Source organism: Enterococcus caccae ATCC BAA-1240, from assembly GCF_000407145.1.
Taxonomy (GTDB): Bacteria; Bacillota; Bacilli; order Lactobacillales; family Enterococcaceae; genus Enterococcus_L; species Enterococcus_L caccae.
In genome coordinates, this window is sequence record NZ_KE136474.1 from 328662 (window position 1) to 344974 (window position 16313).

At 37.6% G+C, this 16313-nt stretch carries 18 protein-coding genes and 1 other annotated feature; of the genes, 1 reads left to right on the forward strand and 17 read right to left on the reverse strand.

Annotated elements, in window-relative coordinates:
• Window positions 1–28: 28 nt before the first annotated feature.
• From I580_RS11995 to I580_RS12075, 17 genes are all read right to left on the reverse strand, one after another.
• Entirely contained in the window at window positions 29–610 is a 582-nt protein-coding gene (locus tag I580_RS11995; RefSeq protein WP_010770364.1) for an ATP-dependent Clp protease proteolytic subunit, read from the reverse strand.
• 169 nt (window positions 611–779) lie between these two features.
• The gene (locus I580_RS12000; RefSeq protein WP_010761984.1) at window positions 780–1025 is read right to left on the reverse strand and encodes a Veg family protein; all 246 of its coding nucleotides are present in this window, start codon (window positions 1023–1025) and stop codon (window positions 780–782) included.
• A gap of 133 nt (window positions 1026–1158) precedes the next feature.
• Window positions 1159–1719 carry a sigma-70 family RNA polymerase sigma factor gene (locus tag I580_RS12005; RefSeq protein WP_010770363.1) on the reverse strand — a complete coding sequence of 187 codons (561 nt, stop codon included), beginning with the start codon at window positions 1717–1719 and terminating at the stop codon, window positions 1159–1161.
• Window positions 1720–1806: 87 nt separating this feature from the next.
• Entirely contained in the window at window positions 1807–2337 is a 531-nt protein-coding gene (locus tag I580_RS12010) for an NYN domain-containing protein (protein WP_010770362.1), read from the reverse strand.
• A gap of 71 nt (window positions 2338–2408) precedes the next feature.
• Window positions 2409–3248, reverse strand: a complete 840-nt coding sequence (rlmB, locus tag I580_RS12015; protein ID WP_010770361.1) for a 23S rRNA (guanosine(2251)-2'-O)-methyltransferase RlmB — start codon at window positions 3246–3248, stop codon at window positions 2409–2411.
• Window positions 3238–3636 carry a Mini-ribonuclease 3 gene (locus I580_RS12020; RefSeq protein ID WP_010770360.1) on the reverse strand — a complete coding sequence of 133 codons (399 nt, stop codon included), beginning with the start codon at window positions 3634–3636 and terminating at the stop codon, window positions 3238–3240. Before I580_RS12020 ends, rlmB begins: the two co-directional genes overlap by 11 nt.
• Window positions 3633–5045 carry a cysteine--tRNA ligase gene (cysS, locus tag I580_RS12025; RefSeq protein ID WP_010770359.1) on the reverse strand — a complete coding sequence of 471 codons (1413 nt, stop codon included), beginning with the start codon at window positions 5043–5045 and terminating at the stop codon, window positions 3633–3635. Before cysS ends, I580_RS12020 begins: the two co-directional genes overlap by 4 nt.
• Window positions 5029–5577, reverse strand: coding sequence for a serine O-acetyltransferase EpsC (epsC, locus tag I580_RS12030; protein ID WP_010770358.1), 549 nt, complete (start codon window positions 5575–5577; stop codon window positions 5029–5031). Before epsC ends, cysS begins: the two co-directional genes overlap by 17 nt.
• A gap of 237 nt (window positions 5578–5814) precedes the next feature.
• Window positions 5815–6015, reverse strand: a binding site (T-box leader).
• Between the two features lies 1 nt (window position 6016).
• A complete protein-coding gene (gene gltX / locus I580_RS12035) occupies window positions 6017–7474 on the reverse strand; it encodes a glutamate--tRNA ligase (protein ID WP_010770357.1) in 1458 nt (485 codons plus the stop codon).
• Window positions 7475–7489: 15 nt separating this feature from the next.
• Window positions 7490–7963 (reverse strand): 2-C-methyl-D-erythritol 2,4-cyclodiphosphate synthase, encoded by a 474-nt coding sequence (gene ispF, locus I580_RS12040; RefSeq protein WP_010770356.1) that lies wholly within the window; start codon window positions 7961–7963, stop codon window positions 7490–7492.
• Window positions 7964–7972: 9 nt separating this feature from the next.
• Entirely contained in the window at window positions 7973–8695 is a 723-nt protein-coding gene (gene ispD, locus I580_RS12045) for a 2-C-methyl-D-erythritol 4-phosphate cytidylyltransferase (RefSeq protein WP_010770355.1), read from the reverse strand.
• Window positions 8682–9824 carry a PIN/TRAM domain-containing protein gene (locus I580_RS12050; RefSeq protein ID WP_010770354.1) on the reverse strand — a complete coding sequence of 381 codons (1143 nt, stop codon included), beginning with the start codon at window positions 9822–9824 and terminating at the stop codon, window positions 8682–8684. Before I580_RS12050 ends, ispD begins: the two co-directional genes overlap by 14 nt.
• An 85-nt stretch (window positions 9825–9909) precedes the next feature.
• Window positions 9910–11280: a DNA repair protein RadA gene (gene radA / locus I580_RS12055; RefSeq protein WP_010761995.1), complete on the reverse strand. Its 1371-nt coding sequence runs from the start codon at window positions 11278–11280 to the stop codon at window positions 9910–9912.
• A gap of 103 nt (window positions 11281–11383) precedes the next feature.
• Window positions 11384–11863: a dCTP deaminase/dUTPase family protein gene (locus tag I580_RS12060; protein WP_010770353.1), complete on the reverse strand. Its 480-nt coding sequence runs from the start codon at window positions 11861–11863 to the stop codon at window positions 11384–11386.
• Between the two features lie 111 nt (window positions 11864–11974).
• Complete coding sequence (locus tag I580_RS12065) at window positions 11975–13342, reverse strand: hypothetical protein (protein ID WP_010770352.1); 1368 nt, start codon at window positions 13340–13342, stop codon at window positions 11975–11977.
• A gap of 139 nt (window positions 13343–13481) precedes the next feature.
• Complete coding sequence (locus I580_RS12070; protein WP_010770351.1) at window positions 13482–14798, reverse strand: PTS sugar transporter subunit IIC; 1317 nt, start codon at window positions 14796–14798, stop codon at window positions 13482–13484.
• Window positions 14799–14811: 13 nt separating this feature from the next.
• Entirely contained in the window at window positions 14812–15429 is a 618-nt protein-coding gene (locus I580_RS12075) for an AAA family ATPase (RefSeq protein WP_010770350.1), read from the reverse strand.
• A 43-nt stretch (window positions 15430–15472) separates the two neighbouring features.
• Here I580_RS12075 and I580_RS12080 point away from each other — a divergent pair, with 43 nt between their 5' ends.
• Window positions 15473–16168 (forward strand): MurR/RpiR family transcriptional regulator, encoded by a 696-nt coding sequence (locus tag I580_RS12080; RefSeq protein ID WP_010770349.1) that lies wholly within the window; start codon window positions 15473–15475, stop codon window positions 16166–16168.
• The last annotated feature ends 145 nt before the right edge of the window (window positions 16169–16313 follow it).

Here is a 16313-nt window from a genome sequence, read left to right on the forward strand (position 1 = left end):
TTCTTGCTTTGGCTAAGCTTTTTACTATCTATACAATCTCACTTCTATGCTTGATGATTTTATGAACGATACCATAATCAAGTGCTTCTTCAGCACTCAACCAATAATCTCTTGCTGTATCCTTTTTTACTTGTTCAATGTCTTTACCCGTTTCTTTCGCAATCAACTGATTGATTTTTTCTCTTGTTCGGATAATTTCTTTCGCGGTGATTTCCATGTCGCTAGATTGCCCCTGTGTACCGCCTGAAGGTTCATGAATCATAAAACGAGTATTTGGTAAACAATAACGACGATCTTTTTCACTGGATAAGTAGATAAGTGCTCCTGCGCTGACAACCCAACCTGAACCAATAATATTTACTTTTGGCTCAATAAAATTGATCATATCAAAAATTAAATACCCAGAATCAACATGACCGCCATTACTACTGATAAACAAATTGATTGGTTCATTATTGATTGATTCGAGTAAAAGTAGTTGTGTGCAAACTTCTTTTGCCAGTTGTTCGTTGATTTCACCTGAAATGATGATCGTTCTGGTACCAATCATTTTTTCAGTTAATAAATCTGGTTGTCTTTGTCCTTCATTGACCTTTTCTTGCTCACTCATCACATATCCTCCTTTTATCTCTAATAAAATTTTAACATAACTTACTCTTCAAAACACGATATACTTTATTCTGGTTCCACTTATAACTGAAAATAGAGATCTCTCGGTCATCAAAAAAGTAGAGCTAAAGCGTTCTCTCGCTTTGGCTCTACTTTTAAAATCGATAATTTTAGACTGCTTCACTGACAAATTCAATCTCTACTGTGCGTGTTAGCACATCCGAATAACTATAAGAAACTCGTTCAAATGAGTTTTCATCTGGATCTAAATCTACAACGAAGACAGATGGATACGTTTCTGTCAAAATACCGTTACGTTCAGTTTGACGCTTTCTGCCGGTCTGAGCAACTAATGTGATTTTGCTGCCGATACGACATTCTAGATCTTTTTTAATGGAAGCTAAAGTTGTTGGCATTGCATTCACCTCATTTACCATCATACCACAGAATAATAAAAATAACAAGTTTACCATAGCAGAAAATGAAATGCAACTAATTATAATTTATAAATGGATAATTATTTAATGTGAAAAGTTGCAATTCTCTCATTTAATCATAAATAATCGCTCTTACTTTCTTTTTTACCCGATCGTATGCACTTCTAACAGTAACTTCGCGACTATCTATGTCTTTTGCAATTTCTTTTAATTCTTTGCCATTTATATATCCTTCAAAAGTAATTCGTTCAAATGGTGATAAGATTGTTGGCAATTCTTCCAATTTCTCTCGAATGATCATTTGCTCTAATATATCGGCTTCTTCCGTCTCTATATAATCAAAAAAAGATTCTCCCTGATATTCTATTTTTTGATCTAATGAGACGGATTGCGTATCGATCGTTCGTTTTAAAGCGCATTGTTTTCTGATTAAACTACGTACATGATTTTCAAAATTTGATTTGAAAAATTTTCCCAGAGTAACATTGTGTGCTTCTTCATATCTTTCTAGCGAACGATGAAAGATGATTCGACCTTCTTGTAGCCAATCTTCCCGATCGAAGTCCTTTAGATAATATTTTTTCCAAAACTTGTACACCACTGGGTGATACTTTCGATACAAACGATCAAATGCCACTGTATCTCCTTTTAAGATATCTTCATACTTATTCATAAATACCCTTCTCCTTCCAAGCATTCTACCAAAATGCTTGGAAAAAGCGTAACATTTTCTTTTACAAAAGTAGAATAATACAAAATATTAATCTTTCTTTTTGGACAATTCGTCCAATTTATCGGACAACTTTGACAATTGTTCAATATTCCATGGCGAGTTTCGTCGAAAATCTTGAAAATGGATATCTGTCGCATGAACTGCAATTGTGCGTTCTGTCTTTTTAACATCTTTATATAATTCATTAGCTGATGTTCGTAAAGCTCCTTTTGAAAAAACTAACCATTGTTCGGCCAAATCACTCGTGGCTACTGTTACTTGGGTCAGTCGATCATTTCTCTCACCTGCAATTCGCTCGATATAACTATCAGCTGTCTCTTCTTCTTTTGTAAAAATCACCGTTAAATGATACTTTTTATATGTCTGCTGAATTCCTGGAACCAACTGTGCATCAAAAACGACCATTACTTCTAAGTCTTCATATTTTGCATAATTGGATAAGCGTTGAAGCAAAACTTCTCTGGCATCTTCAAGTTTATTTTGGTTCTTCAGTTGAACTAGTTCAGGCCAAGAACCGATCATATTATAACCGTCCACGATCAGTAACTGTTTTTTCATGTTGCTTTGTCACCTTCTTTATGTAAGAGGTCGAGAAAAAATCACTTCTTTCTCGCCATTGGTCCAACTTTCTAAAGAGGATTACGCCCACGATAGACTTCATACATCAACAATCCCGCTGCAACACCAGCATTCAAGCTTTGAACATGTCCCATCATTGGGATCGTCAATAACTCATCCACTTCTTTATGCAAGCCCTGACTCATTCCACGCCCTTCATTACCGATGATTAAAGCCACCGCACCTTTCGTATTCCATTGTCGATAATCTGTACCCTTCATATCCGTTCCAAATATCCAAAAGTTATTTTCCTTTAATGTTGCAATACTTTGTGCTAAATTCGTGACACGCGCAATAGGGATATATTCCACTGCACCAGTTGACGCTTTTGTTACAACTGGTGTGATGCCAACTGCACGATGTTTAGGAATAATGACTCCGTCTACGCCCGTTGCATCTGCTGTTCTCAAAATAGAACCAAAGTTATGAGGATCTTCTAAGCTGTCCAAAATCAAGAAAAATGGTGTCTCTGTCTTTTCTTTCGTACGATCGAGTAATTCATCCAACGTTAAGTATTCATAGGCTGTAATCGCTAGTACGATTCCCTGATGGACACCATGATTAGTCATTGTATCTAGTTTTTGCTTTGGTACCCATTTTACTGGAACAGCATTTTCTTTTGCCAGTAATTTTAAGTGCTCAACTTTTTCACTTTTACTGTCTTCTTGGAGAAATAATTTATTTCCACGGCCTTGCTGGATTGCTTCAATCGTCGCATGATTCCCGAAAACAAAGTTATCTTCGATTTCTTCTTGTGAAACCTCCCGCTCTCTTCTTACTGATTCTTGTTTAAATGGTTGTTTTTTTTGCGGTTTGTTCCCTTTGAATGAACGTTTTTTATCATTTTTCATTTTTTTCACCTACTTTTTTTATACACCAATCAATCAGTTCTTCCAAACGTTCGGTTTGTTTCGTTAAATGAAGATAGCCCATCAATGATTCAAAACCTGTGGCAATACGATACGTTGTAATGTCTGCATTTTTAGCCGACGTGTGGCTTTTCGCATTGCGACCACGTTTGTACATTAACTCTTCATTTTCTGAAAGTAATTGTTCTTCTAACATTTCTTGTATCAAAAATGCTTGGGCCTTGGCTGATACATAGTGTGTTGCCATACGGTGTAATATATTAGGTTTGGTTTGGCCTTGTTCCACTAAGTAGTCACGGATGTAAATCTCATAGATTGCATCTCCGACATATGCTAAAGCTAAACCATTCAGTTGCGTGTAATCTCTCATTCGCTTCTTCTCCATCTAGTTCCTTGGGCTGTGTCTTCCAAGGTTATTCCTTTGTCTTTTAATAAGTCACGGATTTCATCACTGCGGGCAAAATCTCGGTTTGCACGTGCTTGATTGCGTTCTTCGATCAATTGGTCGATATCATCATCTAATAGTTCTTCAGATAAAAAGAAAATACCGAAAATACTTAACCATTGTGAGAACTGTTCTAGCGCTTTTTCGATTACTACAGTTGATACAGCTTCTTGTTCACTATATTGATTCAACCACTTAGCCATTTCATAGACTACAGTGATCCCATTTGCTGCATTAAAGTCGTCATCCATTTCAGTTGTAAAACGTGTCTCTAGATCAGCTAATTCTTTTAGTTTTTGACTGTCTTCTTCAAGTTCTGCCACTGCGTCAGCTGTTCTAAAGGACAAGTTTTCAAATGCATTTTTTAATTTTTGTAAATTGACGCCTGCTTCTTTCATCGTTGTTTCACTATAACGAATAGGACGGCGATACTGTGTAGTCGCCATGAAGAAACGTAGCACCTGAGGGTCGATTTGTTTCACTAACTCATGAACTGTGACAAAATTTCCTAGCGATTTACTCATTTTTTCATCGTCTTCGCCAATTGTGACAAAGCCATTGTGCATCCAGTAATTCGCAAATGTTTTGCCTGTTTTCGCTTCACTTTGAGCAATTTCATTTTCATGATGGGGAAACTCTAAGTCTTGACCACCACCATGGATGTCAATTGTATCACCTAAATGTTTCGTTGCCATAACAGAACACTCGATGTGCCAGCCAGGACGGCCAGCGCCCCAAGGAGAATCCCAAGAAATCTCGCCTTCTTTAGCCCCTTTCCATAAAGCAAAATCTAACGGATCTTCTTTCAGTTCTTTTTCCACACCTGTACGTTGGCTCGCTCCGACTTCTAATTCATCAATTGATTGATGACTAAGTTTGCCATAGCCTTCAAATTTACGTGTCCGATAATAAACATCTCCCTGCGACTCATAGGCATAGCCTTTGTCGATCAATGCTTGGATAAAAGTTAAAATATCCGACATATGATCCATTACTCGAGGATGAAGGGTTGCTGGTTTAACATTCAAAATGTTCGTGTCTTCTTCAAATGCATGGATAAAACGATCCGCAACTTCTGGTGCTGTAATACCCAATTCTTTAGCAGCCCGAATGATTTTATCATCGACATCCGTAAAGTTTGATACATAATTGACTTCATAACCACGGTACTCTAAGTAACGTCTAATCGTGTCAAAGGCCATTGAACTACGAGCGTTTCCGATATGAATATAATTATAAACAGTCGGTCCGCAGACATACATCCGAACTTTCCCTTCCTCTATTGGTTGAAATTCTTCTTTTTCTCTTGTTAAAGTATTATAAATTTGAATCATATGCTACCTCCAATTTTTCTCCTTTAATTCTGACCACTTTTGCTGGAATTCCTACAGCCGTTGCATCATCCGGAATATCTGTTAAAACAACTGCTGCTGCTCCAATTTTAGCCCGCTCACCAATTGTGACAGGCCCCAATATTTGCGCATGGGCATGGATCATCGCCCCTTTTTTGACAGTTGGATGACGTTTTCCAGTGTCCTTACCTGTACCGCCTAAGGTCACGCCATGAAATAACACAACATCTTCTTCAATTTCTGCAGTTTGGCCGATTACAACGCCCATTCCATGATCAATAAAAACACCTGGCGCAATCGTTGCACCGGGATGGATCTCGATCCCTGTTAAAAATCGCCAAAACTGCGCATGTATCTTTGCCAATAAAAATAAACGATGACGGTATAAAAAATGAGAAAAGCGATGCCAAAATAACGCATGTAATCCTGGATATGTCAGCAATACTTCCAATGTCGAACGTGCCGCTGGATCATTGTTTTTGACTGCCCTAACAGCTCTTTTTAACCAACTCATACTCTCGCTCCTTTCATTCAATCTTAAACATAGCAGGCTTGCACAGCTCTGACGGAAAAATATAGTTATGATACTTTTGGCCCTTGTCAGGTCTTTTTTCTAAAACCTTCACCAAGTATGTACTCTGCTCTATACATTCATTATTCTACTAGCTTTAGCCTTAAGCTAGCTGAGATCCCCTGCTTGTGAAATTAGGTAATAAAACAAAAAAACATCTTTTAAACGAAATACATTCGTTTAAAAGACGCTTCTGCGTGGTTCCACTTTTTTTCACAGGTTCCCCTGCCTCAAAACAGATAACGGTTGTTGGCCGTTTTCAGCTACGTATCGCCGAAACTATTCAAAGATGCATTTCAAAAAGTGCTGACAACTGTTTTCACCATCCACAGTCTCTCTACAGACATACACTCTTTTACTTCTTCTTCTCTACATATTTCTATTATAAAACGTTATTTAAATGATCTAAGGCTTTATCTTTCCCTAAAAGTTCGATCGTATCGCCTAATTCTGGCCCATGCATTTGCCCTGAAACCGCGACACGGATTGGCATAAATAGATTTTTCCCTTTTACGCCTGTTTCTTTTTGAACCGCTTTGATACCAGCTTTGATACTTGGTACATCCACAACGTCCATTGCTTCTAATTGTGCTTTGAAAGCAGCTAAAACTTCTGGAACTGTTTCTCCAGCTAAAACTTCTTTAGCTGCATCATCTAAAACTGGGTGTTCATTAAAGAACAACTCAGATACGTTAACAATCTCAGCAGCATAGCTCATTTGCGGTTGGTATAAGCTAACAACTTTTTTCAACCATTCTAGTTTTTCACTACTTGGTTGTGCTTCGACTTTGCCTTCAGCTACTAAGTAAGGAAGACACATATCTGTTAAAACGTCTAAATCTAATTGTTTCATGTATTGGTTATTGACCCATTCAAGTTTCTTCCCATCAAAAGCTGCTGGTGATTTACTTAAACGTTCTGGATCAAAGATTTTGATCAATTCTTCTTGAGAGAAGATTTCTTCTTCACCAACAGGGGACCAACCTAGTAAGGCTGTAAAGTTAAACATTGCTTCTGGTAAATAGCCAAGTTCACGATATTGTTCGATAAATTGTAAAATCGATTCGTCACGTTTACTTAATTTTTTCCCTGTTTCTGAGTTGATGATCAACGTCATATGCCCAAATTCTGGTGCTTTCCAGCCAAATGCTTCATACACCATCAATTGTTTTGGTGTATTTGCAATGTGGTCATCTCCGCGTAAAACATGCGTGATTTTCATCATATGGTCATCTACTGCTACTGCAAAATTGTACGTCGGCATGCCGTCACGTTTTTGAATAACAAAATCGCCGCCGATATTATCTGATTCAAAAACGATTTCACCTTTGACCATATCTTCAAATGTGTAAGAAGTATTTCTTGGTACACGGAAACGAATGACTGGTTTAAGTCCTTGTGCTTCTTTTTCTGCTTGTTCAGAAGGTGTCAAATCGGCACATTTTCCTGAATAATGAGGCATTTCACTGCGAGAACGTTGTGCTTCTCTTTCAGCTTCCAACTCTTCTTCAGTACAATAGCATTTATAGGCACGATTGCTTACTAACAATTGATCGATCAATGGTTGGTAAATTTCGCCACGTTCAGATTGACGGTAAGGACCATACTCACCTGGTTTTTCAGGAGACTCATCCCAATCCATTCCTAGCCATGCTAAGTTTTCTAGTTGGCTTTTTTCACCATCTTCAATATTCCTTTTTTGGTCTGTATCTTCAATACGGATAATAAAATCACCATCATTATGACGGGCAAATAAGTAATTGAATAAAGCGGTTCTTGCATTTCCGATGTGCAGGTGTCCAGTTGGACTTGGTGCGTAACGTACACGTACTTTTGTCATTGTGCATTCCTCTTTCTATTTATCAAGTAAAGCGACCGCGATCGCTCCCATTCCTTCTTCTTGACCAATAAAACCCATTTTTTCCATCGTTGTTGCTTTTAAATTGATTTGATCTGCTTCAATTTGACAGGCTCTGGCGATGTTTTCCTTCATTTGTTCTAAATAAGGTTTCATTTTTGGTTGTTCTGCTAAAATTGTACAATCAATGTTGCCAATAGTAAAGCCAGTAGCTAAAACTTTTTGATTTGCGACTTGCAACAACTTGATTGAATCTGCGTCTTTAAATTCTGGATCTGTGTCGGGAAACAAATGACCGATATCGCCAAGACCCGCAGCACCTAGTATAGCATCAGTGATTGCATGCAATAAAACATCCGCATCGGAGTGTCCCAACAACCCTTTTTCAAAAGGTAGCTCCACACCACCAATGATCAACTTACGTCCTTCTGCCAATTGATGAACGTCAAATCCTTGTCCAATTCGTATCATATTTTCCACCTAATTTCTTCTTCGTTTCACGATTGCTTCACCAATCAACATATCTTCTGGTGTTGTCAATTTAATATTCTCGTAACTTCCTAATACCATTGAAACAGGAAATTGACTGTATTTTTCAATAAGCGAAGCATCATCCGTGCCCAGATACCCTTCTTGTTGTGCACGAGCATGAGCAGCAAGTAAATCCTCTCCATAAAAGGCCTGAGGCGTTTGAACTTGCCACAATGTTTCACGTGGAACTGTCTCTTCAACAATCCCGTCAACTACACGTTTGATTGTATCTTTGACTGGTACACCTAAAATCGCCGCCCTCGTTTCTTGAACTTTTCGATGCAATAATTTCAATTGACCTAAGCTTACAAACGGCCGTGCTCCGTCATGAACCATCACAATATTTTTGGGGTCAAGTAATGTTTTTAACCCATTAAAAACACTAAATTGCCGTTCAGATCCGCCAGAGACAATCGTCACAGGACATTTTTTCTTATTTTCTTTCTTGACCACTGCTGCCAACAAATCTTGTTCATCTTCTTGTGTAACTAAAATAATATGTTTACATGCAGGATCATTGAAAAAGGTATTCAACGAATAAGAAATAACTGGTTTACCGATCAAATGCAATAAAATTTTATTACGGCTGGCACCCATTCGTTTCCCTTGTCCAGCCCCCAACAAAATGACCTCATAATCCAGTGCTTTATTTCTATTTTCAGCTTTTCTCATTGGCTCTCAGTTCTTCTTTGCTGTCGTCGATTCCACGACCTGAGTGAGCAGGTTTTGCAAAAATCATCCGTCCAGCAGCCGTTTGTAAAGCGCTCGTAACAACAACTTGAATATGTTCATTCATATAATGTTGCCCATCTTCGACGACGACCATTGTGCCATCATCTAAATATGCCACACCTTGTTGACGTTCTGTCCCTGCTTTCACAACCATGACATTCATTGCTTCTCCTGGTATTACGACTGGTTTTACTGCGTTTGCTAAAGCATTGATATTCAACACTGGAACATTTTGAAACTCTGAAACCTTATTTAAGTTATAGTCATTGGTAACGACTACACCATCTAACAACTTGGCCAGTTTGATCAGCTTACTATCGACTTCAGAGATATCTTCAAAATCCCCTTCATACATTTCGACTGAAATTCCCTCTTCTTTTTGTAATGCGTTTAAAATATCTAGTCCGCGGCGACCACGAACACGTTTTAAACTATCGCCTGAATCAGCAATATACTGTAGCTCATATAACACGAAATTTGGAATCAGAATGACTCCTTCTAAAAATCCTGTTTTAGCAATATCATAAATTCTACCATCGATGATTACGCTTGTATCCAAAATTTTATACTTGTGGAAATGATCTTCCACTCTACGATCCAGCACTTCACCTTCATTTTCAGCTTGGATTTTCTTTTGCTTAGGCGTAAAAATTTTCCGCCATTCGTCGATCCGTGTTGTTCCCATACGAAACCCAAGGTAGCCAAAAATAATCATGACTAAAATTGGTAATACACTATTTACAAATGGGATGTTCAAGTTGTACATCGGAATTGAAATGATCACCCCAATTACCAATCCAAGAATTGCACCCACACTGCCAAATAATAGGTATGTCAAGCTCATTTCATTTAATGCTGCTTCTATTTTTTTCACACCTGAAACAATGTACTTCGCTAACCCTAACGATAAAATAAAGAAAATAAGTGCACCAATCAAACTGTTAGTAAAGTTATTGTTCAGCCATGTATTATCTGCTTGTTTCGCCATGTCCCAAGCCATCGGTAACAATGAAATACCTAGACTTGCACCAACGACGATCATCAGAAATGTGATGACACGTTTTTGCATAGATTCATCCTCCAATATAAATTTATTTTAAAGCTTGAAAGGAGAGATCGACTTTAAATGAACACGACGATCTCTGACTTCCACTCTACTTGAATACTTTTCTTAATGTTTCTCCAATTGTAGCCACACCGACAATCTCGATTCCTTCCGGAGGTGTCCAGCCACCTAAGTTGTTCTTTGGTAGATAAATTTTGGTAAATCCTAGCTTTTGTGCTTCGCGTACTCGCTGTTCGATGCTATTCACACGACGTATTTCACCAGTCAACCCAATTTCACCAATAAAACATTCTGTAGGCTTTGTCCCATTCTCTTTATAACTAGAAGCAATGCTTACTGCCACTGCTAAGTCAATGGCAGGCTCGTTGATTTTAACGCCACCTGCTGCTTTCAAATATGCATCTTGATTTTGCAACAATAAACCAGCACGTTTTTCCAGAACTGCCATGATCAAGGATACTCGATTAAAATCTAGCCCTGTTGTTGTTCGCTTGGCATTTCCAAACATTGTTGGTGTGACTAACGCCTGTACTTCAACTAAAATCGGACGTGTCCCTTCCATTGCGACGACAATTGCTGAACCTGTAGCATCAGCTAACCGCTCTTCTAAAAAGACTTGTGAAGGATTCGCGACTTCTTCTAAACCGTGCTCCCGCATTTCAAAAATACCGATTTCATTAGTCGAACCAAAACGGTTTTTTACCGCTCTCAAAATTCTAAATGTATGGTGTTTATCTCCTTCAAAATACAACACAGTATCTACCATGTGCTCAAGCATACGTGGTCCAGCGATCGAACCTTCTTTAGTCACATGACCAACAATAAAAATTGCGATCCCGTTTGTTTTAGCGATTTTCAACAATTCAGCGGTCGTCTCGCGTACTTGGCTGACACTGCCTGCAACACTAGTTACATCGGGCTGAGTCATCGTTTGAATAGAATCGATGATCACATAGTCAGGTTCTAATTTTTCGATTGCTCGGGAAATTTCGTTCATGTCCGTTTCAGCATATAAATAAAATTCCGTATCGATCGAACTTAAGCGTTCCGCACGCATTTTGATCTGTTCGGCGCTTTCTTCTCCAGAAACATATAATACTTTGCCGCCGATTTCCGCTAGCTGTTGTGACACTTGTAAAAGTAACGTTGATTTACCAATACCAGGATCACCGCCGATCAAAACAAGCGACCCAGGAACCACACCGCCACCTAACACACGATTCAATTCTACCAGCTTGGTTTTGACTCTTGGTTCTTTCTTTGGAACGACTTCTGCTAAACGCTGCGGCTGCGTTTTTTTTCCCGTCAAGCTCACTCTAGCACGGCGATCCGTCGTATCTTGAATGATTTCCTCTGTCATTGTGTTCCACTGTCCGCAGTTGGGACAGCGACCTAAATATTTAGGGGAGATATACCCGCACGTTTGACATTCAAATTGAACTTTTGCTTTTTTTGCCATATGCTATCCCCTCATTTTGATGTATTCTTTATTTTACCATAGTTTAGGTCTCTTAGACTAAGACTTCTCACTATAAAATACGCAGTTTTTCAGTAAACTTGTCTTAATTTTTACCTGAAGAACCAAATCCCCCTGTACGCTCATTTTCTACGTCATCAACATCGGCTAAAAGAAATGGTTTAAAAATACCTTGACCGATTCGCTCACCTTTTTCAATAACCATCTCTTCATAACCGAAATTCAAAAATTGAAACATGATATGTCCTTCATTGCCTTCGTTATTATAATAATCACGATCAATCACACCTACGCCATTAGCTAACATTAAAAAACGTTTCAGCGGGTTAGATGAACGACTCACTAATTCTAAGTATTCATTTTCAGCCATGTATGCCTTGATCCCGGTTTTTACCAGAACTGGTTTAGGCGCTATACCTTGTGCTTGTAATTGCCAAATGCTTGGCACAACCACTGTTTCAGCTGCTTCAAAATCATAACCTGCAGCGCCTTTTGTCGCACGTTGTGGAATTGCAATACCTTGGTCTATATACTGTGTAATAATTTCAAATCCTCGTTGTTTCATCAAAAATCTCCTCTACTTGTAAACTATTTCTATTTTAACATACTAGGTTGATTCCCAGTTTAGTTTTATAGCATCTTTAATATTCTCTTGTGTTTTTTTAATGTTTACACATTAATTGGACTCATTTTGTTCATGTTTTACTACTTCGTAAAGGATAAAAGTAAAAAATAACATCAACCCAACGATACTAATTACATGGACATGCTCTACTAGTTGAAGTGCCGCTGGATTGTGGGTCCGATGTGCCGTGATCTGTAAAACTGTTTTAACGGGTAACTGTGCTTGTTTCGCTAATAACCATAAAACACTCATCAATAACAATTGATGGGTGACACTTCCTTTGGTTTGCGTGCTGTATTTCGTAATGATTCGTTGATCCTGAGGTAAAATCTCTTCTTGATAATACTGCTGATTCAAAAAATTACCTGTAGCACTTATGAAACAACTAAGAAGAAAAATACCAACTGGAAAAATCGGTCGAAATAATAACAAGAATAGTGACAAAATAAAGCCGCTCAGATGAACGATTTTGGGATCCACTTTAGGAAACAGACGATATAAAAATTTAATAACAAAAGCGGAACCAATGATTCCCAAAATATAAGGAACATATAAAGTAGCTGTAAGACGATCTATCCCTAAACGCAACGAAACATAAAACGTGCCAAAAAGCAGTAGAAAGTTCATACACATCCCATTAGCGAAGGTTAGCAAATTTAACCATAGTGGGAGTTTCCATATTTTTCTTTGACTGTTCAAATACCAGCCAGCGATTAAAAATAAAATAGAAAACCCGATGATTCCAACATCCAAAAGTTGTGGATCGAATAATAAACGGGCTGAACGGATAAATAACAACAGAACGAAGAAAAATAAAAATAAAAAGAACTCCTTGACCGATATCACTTGTTGATTGACTTCATTGAAATCAATTTCATAATCAGGATAATGTGTGACCGTATGGTAGGCCGCTATATACAGCAAAGTATACTCTCCTAAAACTAAAGGAATCCTCAACTCTTTCGTCAACATCAACGATGCGATCACACCACCGAATATTAGTAAAATAAAAAGATATTTTCTACCCGTCAAAGCAGAATAACCTTGCCGTTTTTCATGATAGTTAACAGTAGTATTCGCTGCAGGCAACCACGATGCACTAATCCCCAGTAAAACAGCTGAAAAAAGATAAGCCGGAAAATAAAATTGCCCTAATACGCCAATCAAACACCCCGCACCCCCGAGTAAAATCGAAATAATCAGCACATTAAAACTCGTCAATGCTAGTTTGAAGCTTTTTAACAAAAAGATCCCTGTCATCCGAAACGTATAAAAAAGGACAAAGGGTAAAATTCTCTCCATTGTGGTGCCATCACTTAAACTTAAAAATAGAAAATAAGGAATAAAAATAATTGTATTGGATAAAATAAATGGCGCAACTTGTAGGAAATTGCGGGCTAATTCTTTTACTTTAGACATCGATCAGTCTCCTTTAAAACAGTTTGTTATGTTGGTAGTCTACCACGTTCATGAGAAAAGTGAAATCAATCACCCAATTAAAAAAAGTCGATCACATAAACTATGCAATCGACAATTTTTTAAATCTATACTTCCATTCCTACAACACTTCATCCACTAATTTCGTTTGATTTTTTTCAAATACTTTAAAGAATGGATAATAAACAACAATACTCAAAATAACTAAGAAAACATAGAAAACAATATTACGCCAATCCATCGTAGCCAAATACGCTTGAGCAAAAAATGGTGTGAAAGACGGATCAACAATAAATCCTAGCGAAATCAAGCCGATTTTTTGTGCAAAGTACGTTAGAAACAGTGAAATAATTGGCATAATCAAAAATGGAATCCCTAAAATCGGATTAAAAACGATCGGCAGACCGAAAATAACTGGTTCATTGATAGAACAAATTCCTGGCACAAACGAAAGTTTCCCAATCGTACGATATTGAGGAACTTTACTAAACATCATTAAAACCACTAAACCTAATGTATTGCCCGCACCACCTAAAACAGAAATCCGAAACATCTGCAAGTTCATCAAATGCGTCATCGCTTCACCTGCGGCAGCTTGTTCTGCATTCAGTCCTGTTTGAGCTACGCCCAACGTAAAGACAATTGGAAAAATAATCGATGAACCATTGATACCAAATAACCAGAGAACATTTCCAAGTGTTACGATCAGCAATAACCCGCCTAAACTTCCTGCAATATTGACTGCTGGTGTTAGTACAGACATGACTGCATCAGGAAACGTTTTATCAATCATACCTAAAAACACCAAATTCAATCCATAAAATAAGATAATATTCGTCAACAGCGGAATCAACGTATTAATAAACGTCACAACCATCGGCGGTACTGTATCAGGCAGCGAAATTTTGATATTTTTCACTTCAAAAAAACGGCTGACTTCAACAACTAAAAGACCTAAAATAATTGCCACAAACAACCCGTTCGTCCCTAAATAAGCAAGAGAAATCGTACCCTCTTTGACAGGCGTACAAACAAGTAAGTAGGTCACCATACTGACCATACCATTCATTGCAGCGTTCAATTTGTATTCATTTGATAATGAATACGCAATCCCAAAGACACTAATTAATCCAATGATTCCCATCGTTAAGTTATATGGAGCTGTAATCATATCATAATTGGCCACAGCGAATTCTTTCCACGCAGCTAAAAACTTCATAAAGACTCCAGCCTTCGCTGGATCATACTGATCTATATTGATGGGCGGATTGGCAAAAATCAAGAAGAATGAACCAATCACAATAAATGGTAAGCCAAACATCATTCCAGTTGAAACAGCTTTAAGATGGCGCTGATTGCCAATTTTATTTGCAAACGGACTTAAAATGTCATTCAATCGATTTACCATAGAACCTTTAGCGCTCGCAGATTTAGTCATGAGAAGCTCCTCCTTAAACTTGCCAAGAATTAAATTCAAAAGCCGATTCAACGACTTCATTCGGGTCATAGCGATCAATGATTTTTGCATATTCTTCTTTGTAGTTATTGGTTACTTCAGCTTGAGGAATAACGAGACTTGCTTCATTCAAGAAATGTTTTGAATCTCGCCCCATTTCTTTACCACGTGTTGTATGTTTATCTAAAGCGATATCTGGAATCTCAGGTACATGTCCCATTGCAAAACTTTTGATCACGATATTTTTCAATAAATCGGAAGAACGATCTTTTTCAGATTGGCATAGGTAACGGATCGCATGGAAAAAGAACATGGCACGATCAGATTCATTATATTGAAACTCTTTACGCATTTGGTTTAAATTATTGACCATTATCGCAGCTTGATCGTTACCCATCCCAATATCTTCTACCGAAATTGCTAGTAATCTGCGCCATAATTTTTCTTCAAACTGAGGAGACGTGATATACATTTCATACGCAAAATCACACGCTGCACGCTCATTGCCTCGACGGATCGATTTTTGCAGTGCAGAGACAACTTCGTCCCCATTTAAATTATTTCTGGTTTTAACTCTTGCCCACGGATCATTGATATATTCTTGTTCTGTCATGTTATAATACTCCTAACTAAATTGATTTTTAAGGGTGATTCAAGTGAATATCGATAGTCTTGCTGAAAAATACCAATTGAATAAAACCGAAATCCAAATTTTACGGTATATGGCCGATCATCGGCAGGAATTGAAAAATTTAGGTATTCGGGAAATTGCTAAACAAAGTTTTGTTTCAACCGCAACCGTAATCAATATGGCGAAAAAAATGAATTTTACAGGTTACAGTGAACTTGTTTTTTACATCAGTGAATTCAATCTCAACCAAGAACGTCTTGAAAAACATGACGTGATCAAAGCATATGGCGATCATTTTTTAACTCTTATGAAAAAATATCAAGATAAAAACATCATGATTTTAGGCTCTGGTTTTTCACAAAATTTAGCGAATTACTTTTCTGAATACTTAAATCTTTACGGATTTAGAGCTACTTCTAATAGTCACTTAGAATTTTTAAGAGAAAGTCATAAGGATGATGTATTACTGATTTTCATTAGTAATTCCGGTAATACTGGTAGGATGTTTGAACTCGCAGAAATCGCTCAGACAAATGAGTTAGAAAGCATCTGCTTTGTCGGCAGTGATCAGTCTGCTATTAGCAAACTTTCTACGCTTTCTATCAGCACAAATACCTACTCTAAAAGCTCCCATCAAGATTTTTATCCCCAACTATTTTTTGGTACAGTTCTAATCCAATTTGAATTACTAATGAGTTACACACTTCGAAACTTACAGTAGAAGAACGATTCGGCCGATGTCTCTTCATGACGTATTATAGTAAATAAAAACACTTATAAGAAGCGCTTACAGCCAAATATGAACATGTTTACCAATTTATAAACATGTTTGTCTTATTCAAAATGAAAATCTCTGTGAAAAATTT

Excerpts from the sequence above, each read along its gene's own strand:
- I580_RS11995 (WP_010770364.1), bottom strand. The coding sequence starts at position 610 with ATGAGTGAGCAAGAAAAGGTCAATGAAGGACAAAGACAACCAGATTTA.
- I580_RS12000 (WP_010761984.1), bottom strand. The coding sequence starts at position 1,025 with ATGCCAACAACTTTAGCTTCCATTAAAAAAGATCTAGAATGTCGTATC.
- I580_RS12005 (WP_010770363.1), bottom strand. The coding sequence starts at position 1,719 with ATGAATAAGTATGAAGATATCTTAAAAGGAGATACAGTGGCATTTGAT.
- I580_RS12010 (WP_010770362.1), bottom strand. The coding sequence starts at position 2,337 with ATGAAAAAACAGTTACTGATCGTGGACGGTTATAATATGATCGGTTCT.
- rlmB (WP_010770361.1), bottom strand. The coding sequence starts at position 3,248 with ATGAAAAATGATAAAAAACGTTCATTCAAAGGGAACAAACCGCAAAAA.
- I580_RS12020 (WP_010770360.1), bottom strand. The coding sequence starts at position 3,636 with ATGAGAGATTACACGCAACTGAATGGTTTAGCTTTAGCATATGTCGGA.
- cysS (WP_010770359.1), bottom strand. The coding sequence starts at position 5,045 with ATGATTCAAATTTATAATACTTTAACAAGAGAAAAAGAAGAATTTCAA.
- epsC (WP_010770358.1), bottom strand. The coding sequence starts at position 5,577 with ATGAGTTGGTTAAAAAGAGCTGTTAGGGCAGTCAAAAACAATGATCCA.
- gltX (WP_010770357.1), bottom strand. The coding sequence starts at position 7,474 with ATGACAAAAGTACGTGTACGTTACGCACCAAGTCCAACTGGACACCTG.
- ispF (WP_010770356.1), bottom strand. The coding sequence starts at position 7,963 with ATGATACGAATTGGACAAGGATTTGACGTTCATCAATTGGCAGAAGGA.
- ispD (WP_010770355.1), bottom strand. The coding sequence starts at position 8,695 with ATGAGAAAAGCTGAAAATAGAAATAAAGCACTGGATTATGAGGTCATT.
- I580_RS12050 (WP_010770354.1), bottom strand. The coding sequence starts at position 9,824 with ATGCAAAAACGTGTCATCACATTTCTGATGATCGTCGTTGGTGCAAGT.
- radA (WP_010761995.1), bottom strand. The coding sequence starts at position 11,280 with ATGGCAAAAAAAGCAAAAGTTCAATTTGAATGTCAAACGTGCGGGTAT.
- I580_RS12060 (WP_010770353.1), bottom strand. The coding sequence starts at position 11,863 with ATGAAACAACGAGGATTTGAAATTATTACACAGTATATAGACCAAGGT.
- I580_RS12065 (WP_010770352.1), bottom strand. The coding sequence starts at position 13,342 with ATGTCTAAAGTAAAAGAATTAGCCCGCAATTTCCTACAAGTTGCGCCA.
- I580_RS12070 (WP_010770351.1), bottom strand. The coding sequence starts at position 14,798 with ATGACTAAATCTGCGAGCGCTAAAGGTTCTATGGTAAATCGATTGAAT.
- I580_RS12075 (WP_010770350.1), bottom strand. The coding sequence starts at position 15,429 with ATGACAGAACAAGAATATATCAATGATCCGTGGGCAAGAGTTAAAACC.